Origin of the sequence: Halorubrum sp. Ib24 (assembly GCF_002252745.1) — an archaeon.
Taxonomy (GTDB): Archaea; Halobacteriota; Halobacteria; order Halobacteriales; family Haloferacaceae; genus Halorubrum.
Genome location: NZ_NHOX01000008.1, coordinates 88,839 through 115,769, shown reverse-complemented (window position 1 = coordinate 115,769; position 26,931 = coordinate 88,839). Strand labels below are relative to the sequence as shown.

Below are 26,931 nucleotides of genomic sequence, written 5' to 3'. Positions count from 1 at the left end.
CCGCCGCCGTCCCGCTCCGCCGCCGTACCGCCCCGCAACCTACCCGCTCTTTCGCTCGCCGACGCCCGTCGCCGACGGGAGCTGCGACTCCGCGACGGCGAACGCGAGCGTGCTCAACACGGCCGTGAGCGTCCCGGCCGCGAGCGCCATCGCGAGGTCCGGGAGGCCGAGCGACGTGACCCCCCGCGCGTCCGGGAGGAAGAAGCCGGAGACGGCGTACAGCACGACCGCGATGGAGAGCACGTAGAAGGGGGCGTTGAGGTACCGCCACCGGAACCGGCCGCCGAGGTACTCGTCGGTGATCTGACCGAGGCTGGAGGTGACGCCGGCGACCGCGAGCCACTGGACGAACCCGTGGACGAACGCGGCCAGCGTCACGCCGGCGGTGATCGACCCGCCGCGGACAGCGCTGACCGTCTCGACCGTCTCGACGCCCTGCACGCCGCCGACGACGATCAGCGCGAGCGCGACGACGTACGTGACGAGGGTCACGCGCCCCGTGTAGAGGACGTTCCGCACCGTCGAGGCCGCCCCGTCGACGGTCTCCTCCAGCCCGAGCCCGCGGAACAGCGAGTAGAGTCCGACGAGCCCGGAGAGGATCCCCAAGACCGCCGCGCCGGCGACGTCGAAGAGGTTCGCGACGACGACCAGCGGATAGATGAGGAGGAGGACGCCGAGGGGGACGAGAATCGTGCCGCGGGTCTCCGGGTCCGCGAGCACCTGCTTGATCGTGTAGTAGAGCGATTCGAGGTCCTGCGCCTGCCGGACGACGACGCGTCGCATCCCGTCGATCGGCATCCGCGAGCGGATCACCGGGAGGACGGATTCGTCCTGCGCGCCGTCGGTGATGACCACCGCGGAGACCTCCTCGCCGGTCGACAGCTCGGCGAGGACGCGGTCGAACTCCTTCCCGACCGCGCGGTTCGCCTTCACGTCGGACCCGTCAACGCCGGTGACGGCGGCGACCTCGACCGCCTCGCCGCCGGCCGCGAGTTCGTCGTGGACGTTCACGCCCTGGAAGAGGACGTTCACGTCCGAGTCCTCCGGGTCGGCCGTCGCGAGCGCGACGGCGGCCTCCGTGACGTCGTCGGCGCCGATCACCGGGGTCGGGATCCCGGTCTTGCGGCCGAGGTCGTCGTCGAGGTCGACGCAGAGGACCAACAGCATTACGCGACGCTATGCGAGGGGCCGGCATATGTTTTCGGCTCGGAGCGGCGGCGCACGGGGGCGGGAGTTTCCGGCCCGTGTGCCGGTCGCGTCTCCTCGGTCGGGTCGGCTCAGTCCCCGCCCGACGCCGGCTCGTGTTCGATCCCGTTCATCATCTGGCGGACGTTCTCGCCGTCGCTGAATGCGGCCGGGTACGCCGCGAGCGGGAGGACGAAGTCGTCGCCGGCCGCGACCGGCTCGCCGATGTGAAGCTCCAGTTCCGTGCTCGTCCCCGTCCCCTCGATCTCTCCCTCGGCCGTGTACACGACGACCTCGGCGTCGGCGCCGAGGACCGTCGTCGTGTACTCCGAGCCGCGCTCCAAGTCGCCGACGTTCTCGTAGCGGTTCAGGATGAGCTCGGCTCGATCGCGGGTGCTCATCTCGGCGATCGGGTTGAGCGCCTGCCCGAGCACCCGCACCTGCGGCGTCGTCACCGCGGCGAAGACGGCGGCCTGGTAGCGCTGGCCGAACAGCTCGACTGCCTTGTCGTACTCGGCGACGGTGTTCGTCACGCGGACCTCTCGGGTTTGTCCGCCGACCTCGAACTCGCGCGAGACGGTCCGGTCGGTCACCTCGTTGAGCTCGTACCCGCTCTCCGACAGCGTCGCGTCCGCGACCGTCGCGGTCCCCGCGGTGAACTCGGCGGGCTCGCCGGTGGCGACGTCGAGCGCGGTGCAGCCGGCGAGGCCGGCGAGCGCGACTGCACCGCCGGCGGCGAGCGCGCGACGGCGAGTGTACGGCCCGGCGTCGGCCGACTCGGACCCGGCGTCGGCTGACTCGGCTCTCTCGTCTGCGGTCGGCTCTCCGGTCATGGCTCCCGGTCGCGTCGGGGACGGTACATACTTTGTGTTCGTCCGGCCCGAGCGGTCGGGTCGCCGGCGCGTCACGCTCGCGGCGCCCGCGACACCGGCGTGATAACGCCTCTCCCGGGAACGCGGAGTTCGCACGCTTTTTCACGCCGCGGCCGGTAGGAGGGGACAGATGATCTCCAAGGGCTGTGAACAGTGCGCCAAGGGCGGTAAGATGGTGCTGTTCGTCTACGGCTACTGCGACCAGCGGGACTGTTTCTACTGCCCCCTCGGAGAGAACCGGAAGAACGTCACGGACGTGTACGCCAACGAGCGGAAGGTGGAGTCCGACGAGGACGTGATCGAAGAGGCCAAGCGCATGAGCGCGCTCGGCACCTCGATCACCGGCGGCGAACCGCAGGAGGCGATGGCGAAGACGACCCGCTACCTCGAACTGCTGAAAGACGAGTTCGGCGGAGACCACCACACGCACCTGTACACCGGGATCACGGGGGGCCGTGAGAACATGCGCCGCCTCTCGGAGGCGGGGCTCGACGAGATCCGCTTCCACCCGCCGGTGGAGCTGTGGGGCGACATGCACGGGACCGAATGGGAGGAGATCCTGTACATCGCCCGGGAGGAGGGGCTCACGCCCGCCTTCGAGATCCCCGGCATCCGCGCGGAGCCGGAGTTCCTGGAGTTCTTAGACGAGGGCGCCGCGGAGTTCTGTAACATCAACGAGTTCGAGATGTCCGACGGTAACTACCGCCGGATGCAGGAGGAGGGGTTCGAGCTACAGGAGGGCCACATGTCCGCCGTCGAGGGATCGAAGGACGACGCGATCGTCTCCGAGATGGCGAGCCACGAGAAGGTGTACTTCTGTACGTCGGTGTTCAAAGACGCCGCCCAACACCGGAACCGGCTCAAGCGGATGGCGAAGAACATCCGCCGCGAGTTCGACGAGGTGACCGACGACGGCACCCTCGTCTACGGAAAGGCGTTCGCCGACCCCGAGCGGTTCGAGTCGCTCGGCGTCCCCGAAGACTTCTACACCGTCAAGTCGGACCACGTCGAGATCGCGTGGTGGCTCTTAGAGGAGATGATCGAGGACGGCGACCTCGACGAGGGGGAGATCGTCGAGCAGTACCCGACCGTCGACGGGACCGTCGTCGAGCGGACACCGGTCGCCTGAGCGGCGACTCGGTCCTCGCCTCCGCGTCGCATCGGCACGATATCGATCTTCCTTCTTCTGTGGGACGCGACCACATACCACACTTATGAGGGACCGGTGCGTACCCCCGCGCATGGCCTCCGAAGAACCCGTATTCGCCGACGTGAGCATCGGACAACCGGTGTACGACGAGGACGGCGAGGAGCTCGGGACGGTACGAGGAGTCGACGACGACGGCTTCTACGTCACGTCGCCGTCGGAGTCACGGCAACTGGGGCTCACCGACGCCCGCGACGTGTTCGGCACCGCCTACGTGATGTGGCGCTGTTGGGAGTGCGGCGAGATGGGCGAGATCGGGACGGAGCTTCCCGATAGCTGCCCGAACTGCGACGCGCCGCGCGAGGACCTGTACTACTGGGCGGAGGACTGATACGGAGTGTTAACGACGACGGGAGCGAGCGACGCGGGCAGAGAGTTTGGGGTTTCTACCCAAACGTGAGCTGTCGCTGATCGGGATTTATCATCGAATCACGTCGCGGTGAATCCCTCCGTAGCAGCCGCTCGCGGGGCGAGAGCGAAGCTCTCGCTCACAGCCGGCGCTACGCACCGGCGACGCCACCGCATCGGGGTTTATAAGCTATCGTCGTCGCCGTCGCGGCTGTCCGGCTCGTCGTCCACCTCCTCGCGGAGGCGTTCGACCTCCGCCTCCAGGTCCGCGATGCGGTCGGCGTCCGCCTCCTCGCCGCCAGAGCGCAGTTTGAGGAACACCACGCCTGCCGCGATGAGAACGATTGGAACGCCGAAGAGGAGGACGAGGATGATCAGGATGATCACGAGCTCGGGACCGGCTGGAACGCCGCCGAACGCGGGGACGGTGGGAACCATGAGGCCACACACTCGGTGACGCGACTAAAGCGATCGGGGCGGGGACCCGCCGTCGCCCTCCCCGCGACCCTCACCCGACGTCGGCGAAGCTCACTGAGATTCGCCTGCAGCCCGGCCTGCCTAGCGATCGCTACTCCGCGCAGGCGACCCGAGCGCACCCGGGAGGCTGCCGGCGACGCCCGCGGACCGCCCTCGCCGAACGTCTAGGCGGTCCAGCGCTCCCCCGTCGAACGCCGTTCCTCGACGGCCTCCCGCGCACCTGCCAGACGCCGACGGGCCCCAGTAGTCGTCGGAGACGTGCCGCAAGGACGCGCCCTTCGCCTGTCGCCGCGGTCGTCGATGTGTTCGAGGACGCCCAGCCGGGCCGCGTAGGTAGGCGCCGGCCGTCCCTCGACGTTACCCGGTCCGGCCCTCGCGGCCTCGCTTGGCGCCGCGAGGTAGACGCCCGCCCGGGGGTCGGGTTCCAGATCGAACCGGGCGACTTCATCTCGACGACCTCGTACTCCCACCGCCCCGGCGCAGAACGACCCAGGAACGCGGTTGCCGAGGTACTCGTTGCGGTCGGACCTCGATCCGGTCGAACCGGTCGGGTTATCGCGGATCGAGCCGCGAAGGGAACTGCCGACCGTGGTCGGTCGACCGCCGTGATGACCGCCGTCGGGACGAGCCGGCGTTCTCTCGCGCCCCAGCGCGCCCGCGAGAGGATCGGGTTGATCCTTACACGTCGAATTCCGCGGCGGTTAGAGGTACGTCATCGCCCTCGCCGCCAGTCGTCGTCTCCAGGGTCTCTGTATCGGGCGGGGGACGTGCGGGTTCTCGCCGAGCTCCGCGGTGCGGGGCGGCCGCGCGGGTCCGGTCGCGTCTTGATGTCTGGTTACCGACGTCGAAGTGAGGTCGGGCGCCCCGTCGAGCCCGATCTCCACGCGAACCGGGCGGTCGGCGGGATGGCGACCTCCCGCTGACGCCGACCCAGCCGTTCCACGCGTCGTGGACGGCTCGCGGCCGCGTCGCGCGCGGTGACGGAGGCGGAGACGCCCCCCACGCTGTCGGCGTCGCACCGCGTCCCTGACGTCGACGCCGCGCGCCGAGTTGAGCAGGCTGGTCCGGCGGCGAACAGCGAGATGGGAGACCCCTTCGTCGTACCACGACGCGGAGGTCTCGAACGCGGCCGCGCGCTCCTCGCGGCCGACCGGCGACAGCAGCCCGGTCGAGACGTTCGGGTAGTCCGAGCGACCGACGAAGATGGAGGGGGAGACGCTGCCGACCACGGCGTCGTCGGAGACGTGCTCCTCGAAGCGCCGCTCGAAGGAGTCCAGGCGGTCCAAGATGCCGTAGTCCTTCTCGGCGGCGAGGCGCCGCCGCTCGGCGCGCTCGTTCGCCTCGAACTCGATGAACTCGTCGAGCCGCATTCGCCGGTGCTAGGGGCGAGTCGGACTTGACGATGTCGCCGTCGGCCGGGCGGCGGTCAGGTCGCGAGCGACGTGACGCCGGCCGGCAGCGTCGCGCCGGTGCTCCACGCGCCGTCCTCGCGCACGACCAGCGGCGCCGGCTCCTCAGCGGCGAACCCGTCGTCGTCGACGCGCAGCGTCCCGCCGACGAGGGCGTCCCCGGTGACAGCCCACGAGACCACGAACGCCGGGTCGGCGGCGGGCACGGGGTCGGCATCGGCGTCGAACTCCCCGTCGTCCGCGGGCGCCGAGAGGGTCACGCCCGAGGGCGCGTCCGGCCCCCAGCGGTTCGCCCCGGCGTAGAGCCGCCCGCCGTGGACGATCGCCTCGCGGAAGTAGTTCGCCCAGAAGTCGCGGAAGTCGGTGTCGAGCCGGTGCCACCGGTCGCCGTCGTCGGTCCGGTAGAGCCCGTTCCCGGTGGCGGCGACGACGCCGCCGTCGCCGAGCACGCGCAGGTCGTGGACGTCGTCGTGGACGCCGCGGCCGTACCGCCGCCAGAACTCCCCGCCGAAGGCGTAGACGCCGCCCGGTTCGAGCCCCGCGAGGACCCCGTCGTCCGGGTGCATGGCGAGCGTCCTGACGCTCGGCTCGCCGTCCGGCGCCCGGTCGCGCCACCGTTCCCCGTGCGGATGCGCGGCGAGGTCGCCGACGGGGTCGAACCGCCAGTCCCCGGTCTCCGGGTCCGGGCTCGCCCGCTGTACGCCGACCGGCCGGGTGCCGACGAGGACCGTCTCCGGACCGGCGAGGACGGAAAACGGGTCCTCGGAGAGCTCGAAGCGGTCCCACTCGGTCCCGTCGGTCGAGCGGAGCAGCCCCTCCTCGGTCGCGGCGATTCGGGCGTCGCCGCTGCGGACGACCTCGCGGACCCGCCCGCACGCGGCGACCCGAGTCGGGTCGTCCAGCGGATCGTCGAGCCGATACAGCCCTCGGTGCGTCCCGCAGACGAGCATGCGTTACGGTACGTGCGCGCGATCCGAAAAACGCCGCGCCGCTCGCCCGCGCCGGCGCCTAGTCGTGGATCCCCGTCGCTTCGTTCAGCTGTGGATCCCCATCGCCTCGATCTGCTCCTGATACCGGTTGCGGATGGTGACCTCGGTCACCTGCGCGACGTCGGCGACCTCGCGCTGGGTCTTCTTCTCGTTACACAGGAGCGAGGCCGCGTAGATAGCGGCGGCGGCGTACCCGGTCGGCGACTTCCCGGAGAGGAGCCCCTTCTCGGCGGTCGTCTCGATGATCTCGTTGGCCTTCGACTGGACCTCCTCGCTCAGTTCGAGCTCGGAGGAGAAGCGGGGGACGTACTTCTTCGGGTCGACCGGACGCATCTCTAAGCCGAGCTCCTGGGAGATGTAGCGGTACGTCCGGCCGATCTCCTTGCGGTCGACTCGGGAGACGTCGGAGATCTCCTCCAGCGACCGTGGGATCCCCTCCTTGCGACAGGCGGCGTAAAGGGCGGCGGTGGAGACGCCCTCGATCGACCGACCGCGGATGAGGTCCTCGTTGAGCGCGCGTCGGTAGATGACCGAGGCGACCTCCCTGACGGATCGGGGGACGCCGAGCGCGCTGGCCATCCGGTCGATCTCCGAGAGCGCGAACTGGAGGTTGCGCTCGCCCGCGTCTTTCGTCCGGATGCGCTCCTGCCACTTCCGAAGCCGATGCATCTGCGAGCGCTTCTTCGAGGAGATGGATCGTCCGTACGCGTCCTTGTCCTTCCAGTCGATCGTCGTCGTCAGCCCCTTGTCGTGCATCGTCTTCGTCGTCGGGGCGCCGACGCGCGACTTCGACTGCCGCTCCGAGTGATTGAACGCGCGCCACTCCGGGCCGGGATCGATCTGTTCCTCTTCGACTATCAGGCCGGTCTCCTCGTGAATCAGTTCGCCGTCCGCCGTCCGCGTCAGGTCCGCGGGGTCGAAGTCCTCCGGGTCTAACTCCTCCGGGTCCAGCTCTTCCGGGTCAATTTCGTTTTCGTCGACGTCCTCGTCCCGCACACGCTGCCGGTCGTGATCCCGTTGCCGGGTGGGCCGTGTCATCGCATTTATATACTATCTTAACGGATTAACTTAAAAGTTCGTGAGAGACGGGGATCGCCCGACCGCGCGGTGAGGCGCCGGCGAGGGACGGTCTTCACCACACCGGCGACGGACCCGACTTCACCGCACCGACGAGGGACGGTCTTCACCGCACCGGCGACGGACAGGCCTTTGACGCGCCGGCGACGACTGCGAACGAATGCCGACGATCGACTGCGATCCGGTGACCGCGCGGACGCGTCTGGAGGACGCCGGCGTCCGGATCGAGCCGGGAAACACCGCCCACGAGCGGTGGCGCGCCGAGCGCGAGGGCGCCGTCGCCGTCGCGTACGACGACAAGGTCGTGGTACAGGGGAGCGACCCGACGCGGCTGACGAACCTCATCCGCGAGGGGGGCGGCCGCGCGCACGTCTACTTCGACGGCGCCTCCCGCGGGAACCCCGGCCCCGGCGCGGTCGGCTGGTGTCTCGTCACGTCCGACGGCGTCGTCGCCGAGGGCGGCGAGCGGATCGGGACGGTCACCAACAACCAGGCCGAGTACGCCGCACTGATCCGGGCACTGGAGGCGGCCGACGAGTACGGCTTCGAGGCGATCGACGTCCGCGGCGACTCGGAGCTGATCGTCAAGCAGGTGCGCGGCGAGTGGGACGCCAACGACCCCGAACTGCGCGAGAAGCGGGTGCGCGCCAGAGAGCTGTTAGCGCGGTTCGACCGGTGGTCGATCGGCCACGTTCCGCGGGAGATAAACGCGCGCGCCGACGATCTAGCGAACGAGGCACTCGATGACGCGAACTAACGACGAACCCCCGGAGTGGGCGAAGGAACGAGCGCGAGAGGTGATGGCGGCCGAAGAGCCCGAGGGTGACGGGGACGCGGCCGAGGACGGCGCGAGCGACGACGATCCGGTCCCGGCCGCGGACGACTCGGCCGCCGCGTCCTCGGCGTCCGACTCCGCGCCGCTCTCGCGTCCCTTCCCGGTCGCCATCACCCGATCACCTCCGCGAGGGCGTCGACGACCGCGTCGGCGTGCTCGCGCTCGATCGTCAGCGGCGGGAGCAGGCGCAACACGGTCCGGCCCGCCGGCAGCGCGAGGATCTGGTGGTCGATCGCGAGGTCGCGAAGCAGGCGGTTCGAGCCGCGCTTCACCTCGATGCCGATCATCAGGCCGTCGCCGCGCACGTCGCGGACCTCGTCGCCGAGGCGCTCCTCGACCTGCCCGCGGAGGTACGCGCCGACCTCGGCGGCGTGGTCCGGGAGCCCCTCGCGCTCGATGACGTCGAGCGTGGCGCCTGCCGCCGCCGACACCACGGGCCCGCCCGAGAACGTCGAGCCGTGGTTCCCGGCGTCCTCGGCGATCCAGTCGCGGCACAGCGTCGCGCCGATCGGGAGCCCGCTGCCGAGCCCCTTCGCGGTCGTGAGGACGTCCGGGACGACGTCGTGCTTATCGGCCGCCCATAGCGACCCCGTGCGGCCGAGTCCGGTCTGGATCTCGTCGAGGATCATCGCCGCGCCCGACGTCGCCGTCGCGACGCGGACCGCCTGCAGGTACTCGGTGTCGGCGGGGTTGATCCCGCCTTCGCCCTGGAGGGGTTCCAGGATCACCGCGGCGGTCTCGTCGTCGACGGCCTCGCGCATCGCCTCGGCGTCGCCGTACTCGACGAACTCGACGCCGCCCGCGAGCGGCTCGAACCCGTTCTTATACTTCTGTTTCCAGGTGGTCGCGAGCGCGCCCATCGTCCGACCGTGGAACCCCTGGGTCGTCGCGACGATCTTCTCGCGGCCCGTCGCGTGCCGGGCGAACTTCAGCGCGGCCTCGTTGGCCTCCGTGCCGGAGTTACAGAGCCAGACGTTGTCGACGTCGACCGGCCCAGTCTCGGCGAGCCGCTCGTACAGCGCCGTCCGCGCCGCGTGCGGGTACGACGCCTGCACGTACATGAGCTCTTCCAGCTGGCTCGTCGCGGCGTCGACGACCTCGGGGTGGCAGTGACCGACCGGCGTGCAGGCGTAGCTCGCCCCGAAGTCGAGGTACTCGGTGCCGTTGGTGTCCGTGACGTACACCTCGTCGCCCGAGGCGATCTCGATCGGCTTCTCCGAGAAGACGAAGCCGCTCACGCGGTCTCACCTCCGCTCTCGGCCTGATCTGCGACCGCCGACCGCTCGATCGCCGGCCCCTCGCCGCCGAGCGCGGCGACGATCGGGTCGTTGACGTTGGCGTCGGCGACGACGACGCGCCCGGCGCCGCCGGAGAGCGCCTCCGTCGCGGCCATCACCTTCTTGCCCATGAACCCCTCGGCGGCGTCCTCGACCGCCGCCAGCTCGTCGGGCGTCGACGCCGACTCGATCAGCGTGTCGGGGTCGTCGGGGTCCGCGTACACGCCCGCCACGTCCGTCAGCAGGACGAGGTCGGCGCCGAGCGCGCCGGCGACCGCGGCGGCCGCCCGGTCGGCGTCGGCGTTGACCGGCGTGACGCCGCCGTCGCTCTCTCTCCCCTCCATCGGGGGCGAGACGACGGGAGTGTAGCCGTCGCCGAGCAGTCCCGAGAGGAGACCGGCGTTCACCGACTCGATCCGCCCGGAGTGCTCGCCGCGGCGGATCTTCTTCTTCCCGTCCTCGACCACGCGGACCGCCGACTTGCGGGGCCCCGAGAGGAGCCCGCCGTCGACGCCCGAGAGGCCGACCGCGTCGACGCCGGCCTCGCGGAACCGGGCGGTCAGCTCCGTGTTGAGCTTCCCGGCCATCGCCATCGTGAACGCCTCCATCGCGTCCGCGTCGGTGAACCGGCCCGTGACGCCGGAGGCGGACTCGACGTACTCCGGCTCCATGCCGAGCCGCTCGATCGTCTCGTCCGACGACCGTGAGCCGCCGTGGACGACGCGGATCCACCGCCGTCCGGCGGCGAGGCGGCGACCGTCGCCGACCGCGCCGCCGGGTCGACCGCCTTCGCGCGCGATCCTTGACGACGACGCTCGTCGGCGGGTCCCCCGCCGTCGCGACCGCGACCTCGCGTCGGCCCGCCCTCCATGGGCGAATCCCACCGGGTGAGTCCCCCGAACTCGAGACGGGCCGGTCTCCGGCCAAGTCGAGCGCGACGTCCGCGGTGGAGCCCCGACTGGCCCGCGCCGACCCTTGGTCATAGTTGTCCGATGCCGAGAAGACGACACGCGCTCCGGTTGCCGGGGTCGAGGCCTCGAAGCCGACTTCGCCCGTGGTTCGGCCCGCGACCGACTTCGGCTCTGGGTAAAACGGTAGACGCCGCCCCCCGGAGACGATCCATGAAGGCTCGGCGTACGTCGCCGCGGTTACGCGTCCACCAGGTCCCCCTTCGAGCGGCTCGTCGGGGAGACGTGGCAGGTGCGCTCGCGCCGCGCACCATGTCGACCGCGTGGACGGTGAAGGAGACGTCGAGTCCGAGGTACGCCTCGATCTCCGCCTCGTGGCGGTGTCCGGTCGGGGCGTACGGGCGGACCACGCCGGAGCGCTCCGGGTGCGAGGAGGCCGCGCCGCCGCCGGCGCCGCCCTCCGAGGAGCCGACCTTCACGTCGACGACGACCTCGCCCGCGTCCGGGCCGAGCGCACCGGCGTCCACGAGCGGCTTCAGCCCGAGGATCGTCGCCGCCGCGTTGCAGCCCCCGCCGGCGATCAGGTCGGCGCCGGGGAGGTTCTCGCGGTTGATCTCGGGGAGCGCGTACTCCGCGCGCTCCAGGTACTCCGGCGACTCGTGGCCGTCGTACCACTCGTCGTAGGCGTCGGCCTCGGGCAGCCGGAAGTCGGCCGAGAGGTCGACGACGGTGTCGGCGACCTCGAAGTACTCGTCGATCCGCCCCATCGAGACGCCGTGCGGCGTCGCCGAGAAGAGGACGTCGACCGACTCGAGGTCGCCCGGGTCCGAGAAGCGCAGGTCGAGTCCGCGCAGGTTCGGATGCGACCGGCCGACGGTCATGTTGTCCGCCGACCGCGACGTGGCCTGCACCACGTCGAACGCGGGGTGGCCGGCGAGGAGCCGCAGCAGCTCGCCGCCGGTGAACCCGGTGCCGCCGACGACGCTCGCGGTGTACGTCTCGTCGGGCGTCGCGTCGTCCGCGGCGGTCGCTCCGGACTCCGCCGTCATGCGGTCGCCTCCGTGGCGTCGTCGTCCGCGGCGTCGCCGTCGGCGGCCGCGGCGGCCTTCGCCTCCAGCCAGTCGACGACTTCCGCGGGGACGTCGACGTCGGTGGCCGCGTCGAGCGCCTTGAACTCGACGGTGTGGTTCACCTCGTGGACGGTGTACTCGCCGGAGTCGGTCCCGCCGACCTCCATCAGGTCGACACCGAGCATCCCGCCGCCGACCGCCTCGCTCGCGCGCTCGACCAGCTCCAGCGCGCGGTCGTCGAGGTCGAACGACGCCGTCTCGCCGCCCTTCGCGGCGTTCGTGAGCCAGTGGTCAGACGACCGAGTCATCGCGGCTATCGGCTCGTCGTCGACCGCCAGCACGCGGATGTCGCGGCCGGGCTTGTCGACGAACTCCTGCACGTAGAACACCTTGTGCTCGTAGTGGCCGAGCGTCTCCTTGTGCTCTAAGATCGCCTCGGCCGCGTCCCGGGTGTCGATCTTCGCCATCAGCCGGCCCCACGAGCCGACGACGGGCTTGAGCACGCAGGGGTAGCCGAACGACTCGATCGCCTCCAGCGCGGCCTCCTTCGTGAACGCGACCTCGGTCGCCGGGGTCGGGACGTCCGCCTCGGCGAGCGCGAGCGAGTTCTTCGCCTTGTCGGCGCAGACGTCGCCCGTCTCCGGGCCGTTCACGACCGGGACGCCGTAGCTGTCGAGGAACCGCGCCGCGTACAGCGAGCGGCTCGTCGACAGGCAGCGGTCGACGACCAGATCGAGGCCGTCGACGTTCGCGGTCGTCGACTCCAGGCCGAACCGCTCCTTGCGTACGTCGATCTTCTCGACGTCGTGGTCCCGGTCGCGGAGCTCGTTGAGCAGGAGCTTCTCGTCCTTCCGGATCCGGGAGTAGAGGATCCCTACGCGCATGTCGACCACTCGGGAGTCGCGGTCGCGGCGATCGTCGCCATCTACTCGCCCCAGTCCTCCTCGAGTTCGGGGGCCTCCTCTAACACGACGGGGTCCAGCGAGATGACCTCCAGCTCGGTCCCGGTGACCGGGCTGTCGATGATCTCGCCGACCTCGACGTCGGTCGGAAGCTCGATCTCCTCGCCCGTGATCGGGTCCTCTGCCAGCAGCGTGTCGGTGTCGGTCGTCATCGTGGCAGACACTCGACTGCGAACGGTGATAAAGGCTTCGAACTTATTGGATAGTTTACATAAAATGGATCGGCCGCTAATGGAAGCAGTTCGGCGAAATCGGGCCATATCGAGATCGGATGTCAGATCTCGGTAGTAAATGTGTTCCCCTTACGGGGACGGTCGTCGACGTCGGTCGGGGGGGCGCCGACCGAGGCGACGAACGCCGAGCGGTCGTCGCGGCTCAGACATAGCGATCGACCTCCGCGCCCAGCGCCTCGCTCGCGGCGGCGAGCGCGTCGCGCTCCGCCGCCAGCGCGTCGCGGTCCGCCTCGATCCCGGACTCGACGACGGCGAGTTCCTCGGCGACCGCCTCGGGGGCCGGTCCCCCGGCGGAGTCGCGGCTCGCCACGCTGGCCGCGGGGTCGAGCGCCGACTCCAACTCCTCGCGGCTCACGTACGCCGAGAGGGGCTCACCGGTCACGTTTCGAGTGGCCTCGTCAACTTTTGCGGCCGCCGCGTCTGGCGAGTCGTCGTCACCCACCGTCTCCGCGGCCGTCGCGACGATCTCGTGGGCCGTCCGGAACGGCAGCCCGCTCATCGCGAGCAGGTCGGCGACCCCCGTCGCCGTCGAGAAGCCGTCGCCCGCGGCGCCCGCGAGCGCCGCCGCGTCCCAGTCGGCCGTCGCGACCGCGCCCGCCGCGACCTCGGTCGCCTCCCGCACGTCGTCGGCGATCTCGAACACGCCCGCGTGGGCGCGCTGGAGATCGCGGTTGTACGCGCGCGGGAGCCCCTTGAGCAGGCTCAGCGTCCCCGTCGCCTCCCCGATCGCGTCGCCGGCGACGCCGCGGGTCAGCTCCAGCGTGTCGGGGTTCTTCTTCTGCGGCATGATTGACGACGTGGACGAATACGCGTCCGACAGCTCCACGAACCCCTTGTTCGAGAAGAGGATGAGGTCCTCCGCGAGCCCCGACAGCGTCGTCGCGAGCGTGGCGCAGGCGGTCGCGCCCTCCGCGAGGAAGTCGCGGGCCGACGCCGCGTCCGTGGAGTTCCGGACCTGACCGTCGAACCCGAGCAGCTCGGCGGTGCGGTCGCGGTCGATATCGAACGGCGTCCCGGCGAAGGCGGCCGCGCCGAGCGGCGACCGGTTGACCCGGTCGTACGCGTCGAGCAGGCGCTCGGTGTCGCGCGCGACCCCGCCCTCGTACGACAGCAGGTAGTGCGCGACCGTCGTCGGCTGGGCCGGCTGGAGGTGCGTGTAGCCGGGCATCACGGTCTCGGCGTGCTCGCTCGCCACCTCGACGAGCGCCTCGCGGAGCGCGACCGTCGCCTCGGCGGCCGCGAGCAGGTCCTCACGGAGCCGGTACCGGATGCAGGTCGCCACCTCGTCGTTGCGCGAGCGGGCGGTGTGCATCCGCCCGCCGTCCGGCCCGACGCGGTCGATGACGGCCGTCTCGATCGCCTCGTGAACGTCCTCGCCGTCCGGGAGGTCGCCGTGACCGGCGGCCTCCACGTCGTCGAGCGCGCCGAGGATCTCGCCGGCGACCGCGTCGTCGACGATCCCCCGCTCGGCGAGCATCACCGTGTGCGCGCGGTCGACCGCGAGGTCCGCCTCGAAGATGGCCGCGTCGGCCGCGAGGCTCGACAGGAACTCGCGGGCGGGGCCGCCGCTGAAGCGGTCGCGCCGGACGGCGGTGCCGGGATCGTCGTCGGTCATCTATTCGGACTCGCCGTCGGTTCCGCTCCCGTCGGTCGCCAGTTCCGGCTTCGACACCGACGCCTTCACGTCGTTGGCGAGGCGCTCCTGGAGCCCGTGGTACTTCGCGACGCCCGTGGCGTCGGCCTGCGCGATGCCGGCGACGTCCTCGGTGTTGAACGAGGCCATCTCCTCGGAGTAGACGGCGTACTCGGAGTCGCGGGCGACGACGCGGCAGTTCCCGCCCGACACCTTCACCGTGGCCGTGCCGGTCACCACGTCCTGCGTCTCGTCGACGAAGGCGTTCAGGGCGTCGACGACGGGCGCGAACACGAGGCCCTGGTACGCCTTCTCGGACCACTCCTGCTCGATCCCCTTCTTGAACGAGCGCTCGTTCTTCGTGAGCACGAGGTCCTCCAGCGCCTGGTGGGCCGTCAGCAGGACGGTCGCGGCCGGGTGCTCGTAGTTCTCGCGCACCTTCAGCCCGAGCATGCGGTCCTCCATCACGTCGGTGCGGCCGATGCCGTAGCCGCCGGCGTACTCGTTGAGGTGCTGGATGAGCGGCACCGGGTCCATCGCCTCGCCGTCGACGGCGACGGGGACGCCCTCCTCGAACGTCACCTCGATGGTGGTCTCGCCCTCCGGCTCGGCGGTCCACTCGTAGATGTCCTCCGGCGGCTCGTAGTCCGGGTCCTCCAGCTTGCCGCCCTCGACCGCGCGCGACCAGATGTTCTCGTCGATGGACCCGACGCCGCCGTCGCCGGCCTCGACGGGCAGGTCCTTCTCGGCCGCGTAGTCGATCTCCCACTCGCGGGTGAGCCCGAGCTCGCGGACGGGCGCGATGACCTCCAGATCCGAGCCGCGCCAGACGGCCTCGAACCGGAGCTGGTCGTTCCCCTTCCCCGTGCAGCCGTGCGCGATGGCGTCACAGCCCTGATCCTCGGCGACGCCCAGGATCGCCTCGGCGATGACGGGGCGCGCGAGGGCGGTCCCGAGCGGGTAGCCCTGGTACGTCGCGTTCGTCTTCACCGCGTCGAAACACAGGTCCGCGAACTCCGCTTTCGCGTCGACGACGTGGAGGTCGAGCCCCAGCGCCTCGGCGGTCTCCTCGGCCTCGTCGAACTCCTCGGTCGGCTGCCCGACGTCGACGTTGACGCCGATGACCTCGTCGTAGCCGTACTCCTCTTTCAACAGCGGCACGCAGACTGTGGTGTCGAGTCCCCCACTGAACGCGAGTGCAACGGTTGCCATTACAGGAGTACACTGGGTTCACACTCTTAAATTCACCGCTTTAGATATAGTAAGAAAAAGGCAGCGGCGACGCTATCGGCGGACACAGCTGTCACTCTACGGGACGAAACGGCGCGAACGCGACGAGGGATGAAGATTACTGGCCCGAGGGGGCCCGTCGTCGCGCCGCGCCGGAAGCCGGTCGCGGCGGTCGGACGCCTCGTCGCGGTCGCGGGGCTCGTCGGCCTCGGAAGAGGGCGGCGTCGAGACGAGCCTCCGCGGTCATCACCAGTACTTAGTTTCGTTCCGAGATAAAAACGTTCCGCACCGGCGGCCCGATCGCAAGCCTTGCCGCCCGCGGCGAGGTCCGGCCGCGTCGGTCGACGAGCGGACCGACCGCGCCTACAAGGCCTCCCGATACGCCTCCAGCGTCCGCTCGACGTCCTCCTCCGTGTGCGCGTAGGAGGTGAACTGGCACTCGAACTGGTTGGCGGTGAGGAACACGCCGCGTTCTTTCATCTCCTGCCAGAACACGCGCTCCCAGCGGTCGGTCGCGGCGCTGGCGACGTCGGCGCCGGTCTTCGGACAGCTGTCGTACCGGGCGCAGTCGGGGTCCTGCCGACAGCCGCCCGCGCAGCAGGCGTCCGGGTCGTCGGGCGCCTCGCGGGTGAAGATCGTCTTGAACATCGAGTCGGTGCCGACGACGGTGTACTCGGGCGCGCGCTCCGCGCAGATCTCGGCGATCCCCTCGCGGAGCTTCCGGCCGAGCCGGTCGACGTGCTCGTACACGTCGTTCTCGGCGGCGTACTCCAGGTTCGCCTTCCCGGCGGCCATCGTCACCGGGTGCCCGGAGAAGGTGCCGGACTGGAACACGTCGCCCGCGGGCGTGAACCCCTCGATCACGTCGGCGCGCCCGCCGATCGCGCCCACCGGGAACCCGCCGCCGATGATCTTGCCGAAGGTGGTCACGTCCGGCGTGACGCCGAACTTCGACTGCGCGCAGCCGAGGCCGCCGACGCGGAACCCGGTGATCACCTCGTCGAAGATCAGCAGCGAATCGTGGCCGTCGCACAGCTCCCGGAGCGTCTCGTGGTAGCCGTCGATCGGCGCCACGATCCCCGTGTTGGCGAGGATCGGCTCGACGAGGACGGCGGCGATCTCGTCGCCGTGCTCCGCGAACACCTCCTTGGCGGCCTCCGGGTCGTTGAACGGGATCGGGAGCGTGTGCCGCGCGAACTCCTCGGGGATGCCCGCCGTCGACGGGTGCGCGTCTCCCGGCGACCCCTCGACGAGCGTCGACTCCTGCGCGCCGTGGTAGCCGCCCCGCATGACGACGATCTTGTCGCGGTCGGTGTGGCCCCGCGCGAGCCGCACCGCCGACACGGTCGCCTCCGTCCCCGAGTTGACGAACCGGATCGACTCGACGCTCGGGACGTGTCGCGCCACGAACTCGGCGTGCTCGACCTCGATCTCCGTGGGCGCGCCGTACATCGGCCCCTCCGCGACGTGCGACTGGATCGCCGCTTCGACGGGGCCGGGCAGGTCGTGGCCGTACAGGAGCGGGCCGTACCCCATCACCCAGTCGACGTACCGGTTCCCGTCGGCGTCGATCACGTGCCCGCCGTCCCCGCGCTCGATGAAGAACGGGTGCGGCATCGTCGCTCGAACGGAGGAGTTGACCCCGCCCGGCATGACCGACAGCGCGCGGTCGTACAGCCCGCGGGAGCGCTCGTGGTTCATACCGATCGGTTGGGACGGCGGGATGAAAGTAGTTGCCGACCGCCCCCGAGATCGGCGACGCGCCGTCGGACCCCGCGTCGAAGGGCGCCGCGGCTCGGCGCCGTGGCGTCGTCGAAAAAGCGCGCGTCGAAACCGCTCGCTCGCCGCTCCGAACCGCTTCCGGGCCGGTCGCGCCGCTACCAGACTACACCGCCTCCGGGCCGGTCGCGCCGGTGCGGACCTGCAGCGCGTCCTCGACCGGCATGATGAACACCTTCCCGTCGCCGGGCTCGCCGGTCTTCGCGGCGTCCGCGATCGCGTCCGCGACCTCGTCGGCCGGGATGTCGGCGACGACGACCTCGACCTTCACCTTCTGGTGGAGGTCGACCGTGAACTCCTCGCCGCGCCACTGGCCCTTCTTGGCGGGCTGGCTGCCGCGGCCGGAGACGTTCGTCACGGTGAGCGAGGGCGCGTTGACCTCCGCGAGCGACTGCTTGATGGCCCCGAGCTTGTCCGGGCGGACGACCGCGGTGACCATCTTGATCTGGGAGCCCGCCTCCTCGCCGCCGTCGGCGCGCGGGGAGTCGTCCGTGGTGTCGACCACGGCGGGGCCGCCGTTGGTCGCGACGCGGTCGCCACCGAACTCGGGGTAGGTCTCGACGCCGTGCTCGGAGATGTCGAGCCCCTCCTGTTCGTGTTCGGGCGTGACGCGGGCCTCGCCGCTCAGCTTGAGGGCGTACCAGACGGCCGCGGTCGCGGTGAGCGTCCAGCCGCCGATGATGACGACGCCGGTCAGCTGGGCGACGAAGTGGGCGCCGACGCCGGCGCTGAGGGCGCCGGGCGCGGCGACGAACGGGAACAGCAGGGTCCCGAGCACGCCGGCGCTGCCGTGGACCGGGAACACCGCGCAGACGTCGTCGATCTTGAGCGTGTCCGAGACGAACTCGAAGACGAGTGGGAGCTGTCCGCCCGCCAGGAGACCGACGACCAGCGCGCCCCACCACGCCGTGGTGTCGGGGATGGCGGTGATGCCGACGAGCCCGGCCAGCAGGCCGTTGGCGACGTACAGCGTGTCGACCTTCCCGGTGCGGAGCCACACGACGAGGGCGGCGCCGATTCCGCCGGCCGCCATCGCGATCGTCGTGCCCATCGCGACGAGGTTGACGGTCAGCGTGTTGAACACGCCGCCGCTGACCACGGAGGCCGTCCCGACGTTGAAGCCGTACCAGCCGAACGCGAGGATGAGCGTCCCGAGCACGGCGAACGTCAGCGAGTGGCCGGGGATGACGTTCGTCGAGCCGTCCTTGGCGTAGCGGTCCATCCGCGGACCGAGCACGGCGGCGGCGGTGAGACCCGCGATACCGCCCATGCCGTGGACGATCATGCCGCCGGCGAAGTCGTGGAACGCGACACCGGTCAGCTGCGCGACGAGCCCGTCGCCCGACGCCGACCAGGTGAACGCGATGACCATTGGGTAGATGACCGCGGCCAGCAGGAACGTGTACGTGACGTACGCGCGGAGCTTCGCGCGACCGGCGACCGCGCCGGACACGATCGTCGCGGCGGTCATGGCGAACACCGCGCCGTAGAGCCAGTTGACGTACGGTCCGACCGCGCCGGACTCGACGGCGAGCTCGCCCCCGGAGAACAGCGTCCCCGCGGCGGAGACCGGGCCGCCGGAGCCGCTCATGACGCTCGTGAACGCGGTCCCGATCAGGAAGAACACCGCCACTCCGACGCTCCACGTCAGGAGGTTCTTCGTCAGCTGGTTGGCGACGTTCTTCGAGCGAACCTGCCCGGCCTCGAGCATGGCGAAGCCCGCGTGCATGAAGAAAATCAGGAACGTCACCATGAGGATCCACGTCCCGTTCATCGCGGACGCGAACGTGCTCGGATCGATCGTCGCGAGTACGCTGGTCGTCACGATTCGACCACCTCAACTGAACATACGTCCTTCGAACTGCGCGTTTCGTCCGTGTTCATGTGCTGAATCACGTTCTGGCATGGAGTAACAGGGATATATAAACGTTTGAGTTGGGTTTCACAAAAAACCGCTTTGATAATACGGCGGATGTCAGATATAAGGACGGATACATGGTGTATAAGGTTATATTCTCGGCGGATCTATTGCAATCCTTGCGATCGAATCGGACGGACGTTTTGTAAAATTATTGGCAATAAGCGACGGATCGGGCGATATCGGGGTGCGTGGCGCCGGGCGCGGCCGCTTCTGGCGATTTTTGCCACGCGGGATCTCCGCCGTTACCGTCGTGGGGGTGTCAGACCCCCGATTTCGAGCAGTTCGGGCGTTCCGAAAGGAAGTTTACGTTTGTCAACCGGATCCGCATTCGAATTCCGGATCCGGGAGCAGGGCCGCACGTTCGCGTTCGAATCGGGTACAGACGGCGCCGGACCGGGATCGGGTTCCGCTATTCCGGCTTCAGCCCCTCGCCCTGCACGCGCATCACGGCCTCGCCGTCGGCGAGGTTCGGCGCGTCGACGAGGCGGACGATCCGCTTGTCGCCCTTCGACTTGCGGAGGTACATCCGGAACGTGGAGGCGTGACCGAGGATGTTGCCGCCGATCGCCTGCGTCGGGTCACCGAAGTAAGAGTCTGGATTCGACGCGACCTGGTTGGTGACGAGGATGGCGGTGTTGAACAGGTCGCCGATCCGCATCAGGTCGTGGAGGTGCTTGTTGAGCTTCTGCTGGCGGTCGGCGAGTTCGCCTCGGCCGACGTACTCGGCGCGGAAGTGGGCGGTCAGCGAGTCCACACAGACGATCCGGATGGGCCACTCGCTCTCCTCGTGTTCCCCGGCGAGCTCCTTGGCCTTCTCCGCGAGCAGGATCTGGTGGTTGGAGTTGAACGCCTTGGCGACGTGGATCTGGTCGAGGAACGCCCCGATCAGCTCCTCCATCGCCTCCTCGTCGCTCGGCGTGCCCTCGATCTCGCGCCGCTCCATCTCGTCGGCGAGGATCTCGTCGTCAAGTCCGCGGACCATGTCGTCGATCCGCTCCGGCCGGAACGTGTCCTCGGAGTCGACGAAGATACAGCCGCCGCTGAGGCCGCCGTGCTCGGGCGGGAGCTGGACGTTGACGGCCATCTGGTGGGTCACCTGCGACTTCCCGGACCCGAACTCGCCGTACACCTCGGTGATCGACTGCGTCTCGATGCCGCCCCCGAGCAGTTCGTCCACCTCGTCGATCTGCCAGGAGAGCTTCCCGATCTCCTCGCGGCGTTCGAGCACGGTCGCGCCCGTCTCGAAGCCGCCGACGTCGGCGGCGTCGCGGGCGGCGTTGATGATGTCGCTGGCGGACGACTCGCCGATGTCCGCGGTGTTCGACATCTCGCCGGGGCTGGCGACGGCGATCGACTGGTAGCTCTCGAACCCGTTCTCGACGAGCTTGTCCGCGGTCGCTGGGCCGACTCCGGGGAGGTCCTCGAGTTCGTCTTCTGGCATGTACACGACTCTTGTTCGCCATCCCGTATAAAGACTGGTTTACACCTGAGTGAAAGTGAAAAGACGGCCGGGCGCGCTCCGGAATGAGTCCGGCTCCGTACATATAAGCGTCCGCGCCGAAACGAGTCCGGTTTCCCGGCGGGCGAAACTTGTCGTTTCGCACCCGCAACGCCGGTCCGGTCGGCGACGCGCCGCCGGCCGGTCAGAAGCCCACGCGTCGGACGTACCCGAGCTCGCGGATATCGACGAGCAGCTCGCCGGGCAGCTCCGCGTCGGTGATCACGTACAGCTTCGGGTCGTCGGTGAACTCGGGGTCCTCGCTCAGCACCTGCCGGATCGAGATGTCGTGCTCGGCGAGGATGCCGGTCACCTCGGCGACGATCCCGGCCTCGTCGGCGGCGGCGACCTCGATGGTGAGGACCGTGAGGTCGAGGACCGGCGCCAGGTCCATCAGGCTCGGCACCGAGGAGATGTTGGTGAAGATGCGCTTCAGTTCGGGGTCGTCCAGGATGGCGTCGGTCGTCGAGTCGACCACCCGCCGGTCGACGTCGAGCTCGCGCGCGATCCCGGTGTACGGGATCTCGATTCCGCCCGAGACGACGCGGCCCTCCTCGTTGACGGAGAAACCGCGCTCTAAGAACAGCCGGATGACCGCCTGCTGGCTCGGTGACCCCTCGAACTTCTCGAGGATCTCGTCGAACATTCGTTACTACGGGCGGTCGCGGCGCGCCGGTATAAATGACGGTGCGTCGCGCCCGTCGGCTCGCGTCGCGGGAGCGACGACCGGCCTCAGTCGACCAGCCCGGCGTACGCGCCGCCGAGCGCGACGCCGTACACGAGGTGACCGATCGCGCTCAGCGCGCTGACGTTGGGAAGCGGGGGATTTGCCGGGGAACCGACCGCGGAGAGCCAGACCGGCATCACCAGCACGGCGAGCGCGACCCAGACCGCGAGCCCGTACGCCGCGCCGGCGCCGAGCGACGCTCCGGTGCTCTCGCCGATCGAGGGCCGCACCCCGACGAGCGCGGCGAAGCCGACGCCGATGACCGCACCGTGGGACATGTGGACCACCCAGCCGAGGAACGGCGCCGCCGGCGGCGCGAGCCCGTACATCGACGGGATCACGACCTCCAACAGCGGCGCGGGGATCACGTACGTCATCACGAGTCCGAAGACGACGCTGCCGACGAGCCCGCTCGCCACGCCCGCCTTCCAGTTACCGGCCTCGGTCGATACTTCGCTCGTCGCTGTCGCGGTTTCAGTCGCCATGTCGTCTCCTACCTCGCGAAAGAACCGGTAATACGTGCTGGTAAAATGCGTTCGCCGTACACTCGACCCAAACTTATATGTTCGTTAGGTTTTCGTTAGTAAATTAATACTCCGATACCCCGTCAGCGACGCCGATCGTCCCTCGACCACTTCCGCCGCGGCACCCCACCCCTTTTAGCCGATGGCGACGAACCTCGGCCCGTGTCAGAGTCGCCGCATCTGCGGTTCTTCCCGTACGAGGAGCCGTATCCGAACCAGCGCGAGGCGATGGACAGGATCGCCAACGCGCTGGACCGGGGACAGGACGTGCTGTTCGAGGGGGCGCCCGGAACGGGCAAGACCCTCTCCGCGCTCGTGCCCGCCTTAGAGCACGCCCGCGAGCACGACCGCACGGTCGTGATCACGACTAACGTCCACCAGCAGATGCGGCAGTTCGTCGAGGACGCCCGCGCGATCACCGGCGAAGAGCCCATCCGCGCGGTCGTGTTCAAGGGGAAGTCGTCGATGTGTCACATCGACGTCGACTACCAGGAGTGTCAGACCCTCCGCGACACCACCCGCGAGCTGGTCGAAACGGAGAGCGAAGTCCGCGAGCTGGAGACCCGCCAGCGCGAGCTGCTCGCCGAGAGCCGCGAGGGCGACGCCGGCGCGGCCGAGGCCCGCGAGGCGATCATGGACGAGCTCGACGAGCTGGAGACGGCGATCGACGAGTACGAGGCCGCGAACGTCTGCGCGCACTACCGGAACAACCTCGTCGAGGACACCGACGAGTTCTTCGGGTGGCTGTTCGACGACGTCCGCACCCCAGAGGACGTGTACGCGTACGCGGACGAGCGCGAGCTCTGCGGCTACGAGCTGCTCAAGGAGGGAATGGAGGGAGTGGACCTGGTCGTCTGCAACTACCACCACCTGCTCGATCCGAACATCCGCGAGCAGTTCTTCCGGTGGATCGACCGCGACCCGTCGGAGATAATCACCGTCTTCGACGAGGCGCACAACGTCGAGGACGCCGCCCGCGACCACGCCACCCGCACGCTCACGGAGACCACCCTCGACGCCGCCTTGGAGGAGCTCGCCGACAGCGACGACGTCCGCGCCGAGGCCGCCGAGAACGTCGTCCGCGCGTTCCGCGACGCCGTGGTCGAGACGTACGACGACGCGCTCGGGTTCGGCGAGCGCGAGTCGGTCGGCGAGAACTGGGAGGACCTCTCCGTCGCCAACGACGACCGCCGCGACGACCTGACGCTGGCGTTCCTCCGGAACTACGAGGGGAAGGGGATCGACACGGAGACGGAGCTCGCCGTCCAGCTCGGGCAGGCGTTAGACGAGGAGTACGAGCGGCGCTACCGGGACGGCGAGACGACGACCCGGACCGAGTGTCAGACCCTGCAGGTCGCTCGGTTCGTCTCGACGTGGATGGAGGAGGGAACCGAGCTCGGTCAGTACCCGGTCGTCTCCGTGCGTCGCGACGGCGCCACCGACGAGGTGTACGGCCGCGCCGAGCTGTACACCTGCATCCCCCGTCGAGTGACCGAGGCGCTGTTCGACGAGGTCGCCGCCTCGGTGCTGATGAGCGCGACGCTCCGCCCCTTCGATGTCACCGAGGACGTGCTCGGGCTGGAGGACGCGGTGTCGCTCGCGTACGAGATGGGGTACCCGGAGGAGAACCGTCGGACGTTCGCGGTCGACGCCCCGCCGCGGTTCGCCTCCGAGCGCAACGACCCGGAGACCCAGGAGGCGGTGTCGTCGCTGCTGCGCGACGCGATCCGTTTCACTCCGGGCAACACGCTCGCCTTCTTCCCCTCGTACGCCGAGGCCGAACGGTACTACGAGCGGCTCGGCGGCTCGGCGGGGACCGGTGCCGGAGGCGACGTCGGGGCCGGAGCCGGATTCGCGGGCGCCGACCTCGGCTCCCTCTACCTCGACGGGCCCGATCAGGACGAGGAGGACCTGCGCCGGACGTTCGTCGACAGCGACGACGCCGCGCTGTTCACCTCGCTGTGGGGAACGCTCGCGGAGGGAGTGAGCTTCGACGCCGACGACGCCCGAACGGTGGTGGTCGTCGGCGTTCCCTACCCGTACCTCTCCGACCGGATGGAGGCGGTCCAGGACGCCTACGACCGGGCGTTCGCCGATCGCGACCGCGCCCGCGACCCCGGCTGGGCGTACGCCGTCGAGATCCCGACGATCCGCAAGACCAGACAGGCGCTCGGCCGCGTGGTCCGCGGTCCCGACGACTTCGGCGTCCGGATCCTCGCCGACCGCCGGTACACGACGGCGGACATGGGCAAGTACTCGGTCCGGAGCGCGTTCCCGCCGGAGGAGCGGGAGGAGCTGCTCGACGTCGACCCCGAGAAGCTGAAGTTCGCGATGCTCAACTTCTACGGTGACCACGACGCGTACGACGGGTCGCCACCGGAGCCGTGACGCTGTGGGGCCGCCGCCGAGCAGGGGATGGGCTGTGGGGCCGCCGCCGAGCCGGGGGTGAGGCTGTGGGGCCGCGGCCGTGCCGGATCCGCACCGGACGTCGGCTACCCCGGCATCGTCGCGAGCAGCGCCGTGATCCCGAACAGCACGATCGACAGCAGCGTCGTGATCACGGCGTGGATCACGGTCATCCCGGCCACGACCCGCCGGGGCTGGTCGTAGCTCCACGCGAACATCGCGCCGTCGACGAGGAGCGCGGCCGGGACGAGGAGCGCCTCGGAGACGGCGAACGCCCCACCGACGACGCCGATCACCGCGGGGAGCGGACCGACGTAGAGGGCGCGGCGCGGGTCGACGTCGCCGAGGACGTTCCGGGCGGCGAGGTGTGCGGTCACGGAGAGGAACAGCGCGAACAGGATGGTCGTCCCCAGCACCGTGATCGGCGTCACCGTCTGAAGAAGCATACCCGACCTACGGGACGGCGGGTAAAAGTGGTCGCGGGATCGGTCCGTCGCGAGCGGCGCGGCGTCGCCCGCCTACGCCAACAGCCCGAGGCCGTCCAGCTCCTCGACGATCACGTCGACGGCGGCCGCCGCGTCGTCCGGGCTCGTCCCGCCCGTGACGACGAGCTTCCCGCTGCCGAACAACAGCGCCACGACGTCCGGTTCGTCCAGCCGGTAGACGAGCCCGGGGAACTGCTCCGGCTCGTACTCGATGTGTTCGAGCCCGAGCCCGATCGCGATCGCGTTGAGGTTGAGGCTCTCGCCGAGGTCGGCGGACGTGACGATGTTCTGGACCGTGATCTCGGGTTCCTCGATCGGGATCTGGAGCGCGCGGAGCTCGTCGAACACGATGGCGAGGCTCTCGTGGACGGCGTCGATCGAGTTCGCGCCCGTGCACACGATCTTCCCGGACCGGAAGATCAGAGCGGCCGATTTCGGGTCCGTGGTGCGGTACACGAGCCCGGGGAACTGCTCGGGGTCGTAGTCGGCGCCCTCCAGGTCCATCGCGACGCTCTGGAGATCGAGCTCCTGCCCGATCCCCGTGGAGGCAACGACGTTCTCTATCGTGATCGTCTCCTTCGGATCGGCCATTACTACTAACACGATCGGTTGATTCATTTAAAAAGGTGCGTGGTCGGAACCGCTATCCTCTTGCGAGCGGCTCCCCGACTCCGGGGCGTGTACTGGCTCGAACTCGCCGGGGAGACGGACGCCTTCGCCGCCCGCGAGGCCGCCACCAGCGCGACCGGCGTGGAGGCCTGCTCGCGCCCGGGGTCGCCCGCCCGCCCGGCGCGTCGGACTCACCCATTAGCGACCGCGCGGGCGACGACCACGCGCCGGCGGCGACCGCCCCCCGGGCGCCGCGGAAAAAAAAGGGTTTTGCCGCGCCGATCGCGCCGGAGTGCGCCGGCTCGCTACACCCGCGCCGCCACGAGGCGGTCGCCCGCACGGACGCCGACCTCGCCGCCGCCGTCGCCGCGCTCGACGCGGCGCCGCTCGACCGCTCGGGGACGGTCGCGGTGCGGGCCCGGAACGTCCGGAACACGGCGACCGTCTCGACGAGCGACGCCGAGCGCGCCCTCGGCGGCGTCCTCGTCGACCGCGGCTTCGACGTCGACCTCGACGACCCCGACCACGTCCTGCGCGCGCTGTTCGCGGCGGGCGAGCGCGCCGCTCACGACGCGATCCCCGGCGCCGACGGCGGCGACGCGTCCGTCTGCGCGCTCGGCTGGGTCGCCGCGGAGGCCGCCCGCGACTTCGCCCCGAAACCGACCGACCGCCCGTTCTTCCAGCCGGGGAGCATGGCGCCGGCCGACGCCCGCGCGTACGCCAACCTCGCGGGCGCCGCGCCCGGCCGGACCCTGTTCGACCCGATGTGCGGCACCGGCGGGCTCCCCCTCGAAGCCGGGCTCGTCGGCGCCGACGTCGTCGCCTGCGACGCCCAGCGGAAGATGGTCCGCGGGACGCGGGAGAACCTCCGCGAGTACGTGGGTGACTCCCCTGAGAGCCAGACCTGGGACGTCGCCCGCGGCGACGCCACGGCCCTCCCGATCCGCGACGACGCGGTCGACGGCGTCGCCTTCGACGCGCCGTACGGCCGCCAGTCGAAGGTCGCCACCCACGACCTCGCCGACCTCGTCTCGGGCGCGCTCGCGGAGGCGGCCCGGGTCGCGCCCCGCGCCGTCGTCGTCGCCGACCGGGACTGGCGCGGGTCGGCCCGCGCGGCGGGCTGGACGGTCGACGCCGCCTTCGAGCGCCGCGTCCACCGGTCGCTCACCCGACACGTGCTGGTGCTCGATCGGGCGTGAGCGCGTCCGATCTCGGCCCGTGATCGCCGCGACAACGCCGCGTTCGCACCGTCCCGAGAGTGAACGACCGG

Annotated in this window: 23 protein-coding genes and 3 pseudogenes; 5 read left to right on the top strand and 21 right to left on the bottom strand. The window is 70.1% G+C overall.

The window, feature by feature from the left end; genetic code table 11:
* Positions 1-39: 39 nt before the first annotated feature.
* Positions 40-1,167: a DUF373 family protein gene (locus tag DJ82_RS01875; protein ID WP_094580922.1), complete on the bottom strand. Its 1,128-nt coding sequence runs from the start codon at positions 1,165-1,167 to the stop codon at positions 40-42.
* 110 nt (positions 1,168-1,277) lie between these two features.
* Positions 1,278-2,018, bottom strand: a complete 741-nt coding sequence (locus DJ82_RS01870) for a DUF6517 family protein (RefSeq protein WP_094521863.1) — start codon at positions 2,016-2,018, stop codon at positions 1,278-1,280.
* Positions 2,019-2,187: 169 nt separating this feature from the next.
* Between DJ82_RS01870 and DJ82_RS01865 the strand changes: the two genes are divergently transcribed.
* Entirely contained in the window at positions 2,188-3,186 is a 999-nt protein-coding gene (locus DJ82_RS01865; RefSeq protein ID WP_094557862.1) for a radical SAM protein, read from the top strand.
* Positions 3,187-3,298: 112 nt separating this feature from the next.
* Positions 3,299-3,595, top strand: a complete 297-nt coding sequence (locus tag DJ82_RS01860; protein WP_094521865.1) for a PRC-barrel domain-containing protein — start codon at positions 3,299-3,301, stop codon at positions 3,593-3,595.
* Positions 3,596-3,795: 200 nt separating this feature from the next.
* On the opposite strand, the gene DJ82_RS01855 is transcribed toward DJ82_RS01860, so the two are convergent.
* The 5 genes from DJ82_RS01855 to DJ82_RS01840 form a co-directional block, all read right to left on the bottom strand.
* Positions 3,796-4,050 carry a preprotein translocase subunit TatA gene (locus tag DJ82_RS01855; protein WP_094526995.1) on the bottom strand — a complete coding sequence of 85 codons (255 nt, stop codon included), beginning with the start codon at positions 4,048-4,050 and terminating at the stop codon, positions 3,796-3,798.
* 130 nt (positions 4,051-4,180) lie between these two features.
* Complete coding sequence (locus DJ82_RS15635) at positions 4,181-4,756, bottom strand: hypothetical protein (RefSeq protein WP_394338179.1); 576 nt, start codon at positions 4,754-4,756, stop codon at positions 4,181-4,183.
* A 34-nt stretch (positions 4,757-4,790) separates the two neighbouring features.
* Complete coding sequence (locus tag DJ82_RS15430; protein ID WP_094580921.1) at positions 4,791-5,459, bottom strand: hypothetical protein; 669 nt, start codon at positions 5,457-5,459, stop codon at positions 4,791-4,793.
* 56 nt (positions 5,460-5,515) lie between these two features.
* A complete protein-coding gene (locus DJ82_RS01845; RefSeq protein ID WP_094521868.1) occupies positions 5,516-6,448 on the bottom strand; it encodes a hypothetical protein in 933 nt (310 codons plus the stop codon).
* An 84-nt stretch (positions 6,449-6,532) separates the two neighbouring features.
* Positions 6,533-7,525: a transcription initiation factor IIB family protein gene (locus tag DJ82_RS01840; protein WP_094521869.1), complete on the bottom strand. Its 993-nt coding sequence runs from the start codon at positions 7,523-7,525 to the stop codon at positions 6,533-6,535.
* Positions 7,526-7,724: 199 nt separating this feature from the next.
* On the opposite strand from DJ82_RS01840, the gene rnhA reads away from it, so the two are divergent.
* Positions 7,725-8,321 carry a ribonuclease HI gene (gene rnhA, locus DJ82_RS01835; protein WP_094526999.1) on the top strand — a complete coding sequence of 199 codons (597 nt, stop codon included), beginning with the start codon at positions 7,725-7,727 and terminating at the stop codon, positions 8,319-8,321.
* Positions 8,322-8,509: 188 nt separating this feature from the next.
* Here rnhA and DJ82_RS01825 read toward each other — a convergent pair whose 3' ends face one another.
* From DJ82_RS01825 to DJ82_RS01770, 12 genes and pseudogenes are all read right to left on the bottom strand, one after another.
* Positions 8,510-9,637: an aspartate aminotransferase family protein gene (locus tag DJ82_RS01825; RefSeq protein ID WP_094522824.1), complete on the bottom strand. Its 1,128-nt coding sequence runs from the start codon at positions 9,635-9,637 to the stop codon at positions 8,510-8,512.
* Positions 9,634-10,555, bottom strand: a pseudogene (locus tag DJ82_RS01820) (acetylglutamate/acetylaminoadipate kinase). The gene DJ82_RS01825 and the pseudogene DJ82_RS01820 overlap by 4 nt, the downstream one beginning before the upstream one ends.
* Positions 10,555-11,633: pseudogene (argC, locus tag DJ82_RS01815) on the bottom strand (N-acetyl-gamma-glutamyl-phosphate reductase); the annotation flags it as partial. The pseudogenes DJ82_RS01820 and argC, both read right to left, overlap by 1 nt.
* The gene (gene lysX / locus DJ82_RS01810) at positions 11,630-12,538 is read right to left on the bottom strand and encodes a lysine biosynthesis protein LysX (protein WP_094580943.1); all 909 of its coding nucleotides are present in this window, start codon (positions 12,536-12,538) and stop codon (positions 11,630-11,632) included. The pseudogene argC and the gene lysX, both read right to left, overlap by 4 nt.
* Before the next feature lie 41 nt (positions 12,539-12,579).
* A complete protein-coding gene (gene lysW / locus DJ82_RS01805; protein WP_094580919.1) occupies positions 12,580-12,768 on the bottom strand; it encodes a lysine biosynthesis protein LysW in 189 nt (62 codons plus the stop codon).
* 223 nt (positions 12,769-12,991) lie between these two features.
* The gene (gene argH, locus DJ82_RS01800) at positions 12,992-14,464 is read right to left on the bottom strand and encodes an argininosuccinate lyase (protein WP_094580918.1); all 1,473 of its coding nucleotides are present in this window, start codon (positions 14,462-14,464) and stop codon (positions 12,992-12,994) included.
* Complete coding sequence (locus DJ82_RS01795; RefSeq protein ID WP_094580917.1) at positions 14,465-15,694, bottom strand: argininosuccinate synthase; 1,230 nt, start codon at positions 15,692-15,694, stop codon at positions 14,465-14,467. It lies immediately after the preceding gene.
* A 381-nt stretch (positions 15,695-16,075) separates the two neighbouring features.
* On the bottom strand, positions 16,076-17,413 hold the full coding sequence (locus DJ82_RS01790) for a glutamate-1-semialdehyde 2,1-aminomutase (RefSeq protein ID WP_094522836.1): 1,338 nt from the start codon (positions 17,411-17,413) through the stop codon (positions 16,076-16,078).
* A gap of 184 nt (positions 17,414-17,597) precedes the next feature.
* Positions 17,598-19,316, bottom strand: coding sequence for an ammonium transporter (locus DJ82_RS01785; RefSeq protein WP_198947997.1), 1,719 nt, complete (start codon positions 19,314-19,316; stop codon positions 17,598-17,600).
* 505 nt (positions 19,317-19,821) lie between these two features.
* Positions 19,822-20,853: a DNA repair and recombination protein RadA gene (gene radA, locus DJ82_RS01780; protein WP_094522838.1), complete on the bottom strand. Its 1,032-nt coding sequence runs from the start codon at positions 20,851-20,853 to the stop codon at positions 19,822-19,824.
* Positions 20,854-21,055: 202 nt separating this feature from the next.
* Entirely contained in the window at positions 21,056-21,556 is a 501-nt protein-coding gene (locus DJ82_RS01775) for an ACT domain-containing protein (protein WP_094527292.1), read from the bottom strand.
* An 86-nt stretch (positions 21,557-21,642) separates the two neighbouring features.
* The gene (locus DJ82_RS01770) at positions 21,643-22,122 is read right to left on the bottom strand and encodes a histidine kinase (protein WP_094522842.1); all 480 of its coding nucleotides are present in this window, start codon (positions 22,120-22,122) and stop codon (positions 21,643-21,645) included.
* Positions 22,123-22,323: 201 nt separating this feature from the next.
* Here DJ82_RS01770 and DJ82_RS01765 point away from each other — a divergent pair, with 201 nt between their 5' ends.
* Entirely contained in the window at positions 22,324-24,549 is a 2,226-nt protein-coding gene (locus DJ82_RS01765) for an ATP-dependent DNA helicase (RefSeq protein WP_094580916.1), read from the top strand.
* A gap of 104 nt (positions 24,550-24,653) precedes the next feature.
* On the opposite strand, the gene DJ82_RS01760 is transcribed toward DJ82_RS01765, so the two are convergent.
* Positions 24,654-25,013 carry a hypothetical protein gene (locus DJ82_RS01760; RefSeq protein ID WP_094527294.1) on the bottom strand — a complete coding sequence of 120 codons (360 nt, stop codon included), beginning with the start codon at positions 25,011-25,013 and terminating at the stop codon, positions 24,654-24,656.
* A gap of 72 nt (positions 25,014-25,085) precedes the next feature.
* Entirely contained in the window at positions 25,086-25,643 is a 558-nt protein-coding gene (locus DJ82_RS01755) for a TATA-box-binding protein (RefSeq protein ID WP_094522848.1), read from the bottom strand.
* A gap of 87 nt (positions 25,644-25,730) precedes the next feature.
* On the opposite strand from DJ82_RS01755, the pseudogene DJ82_RS01750 reads away from it, so the two are divergent.
* Positions 25,731-26,860 (top strand): annotated as a pseudogene (locus tag DJ82_RS01750) (methyltransferase domain-containing protein).
* Positions 26,861-26,931 lie beyond the last annotated feature (71 nt).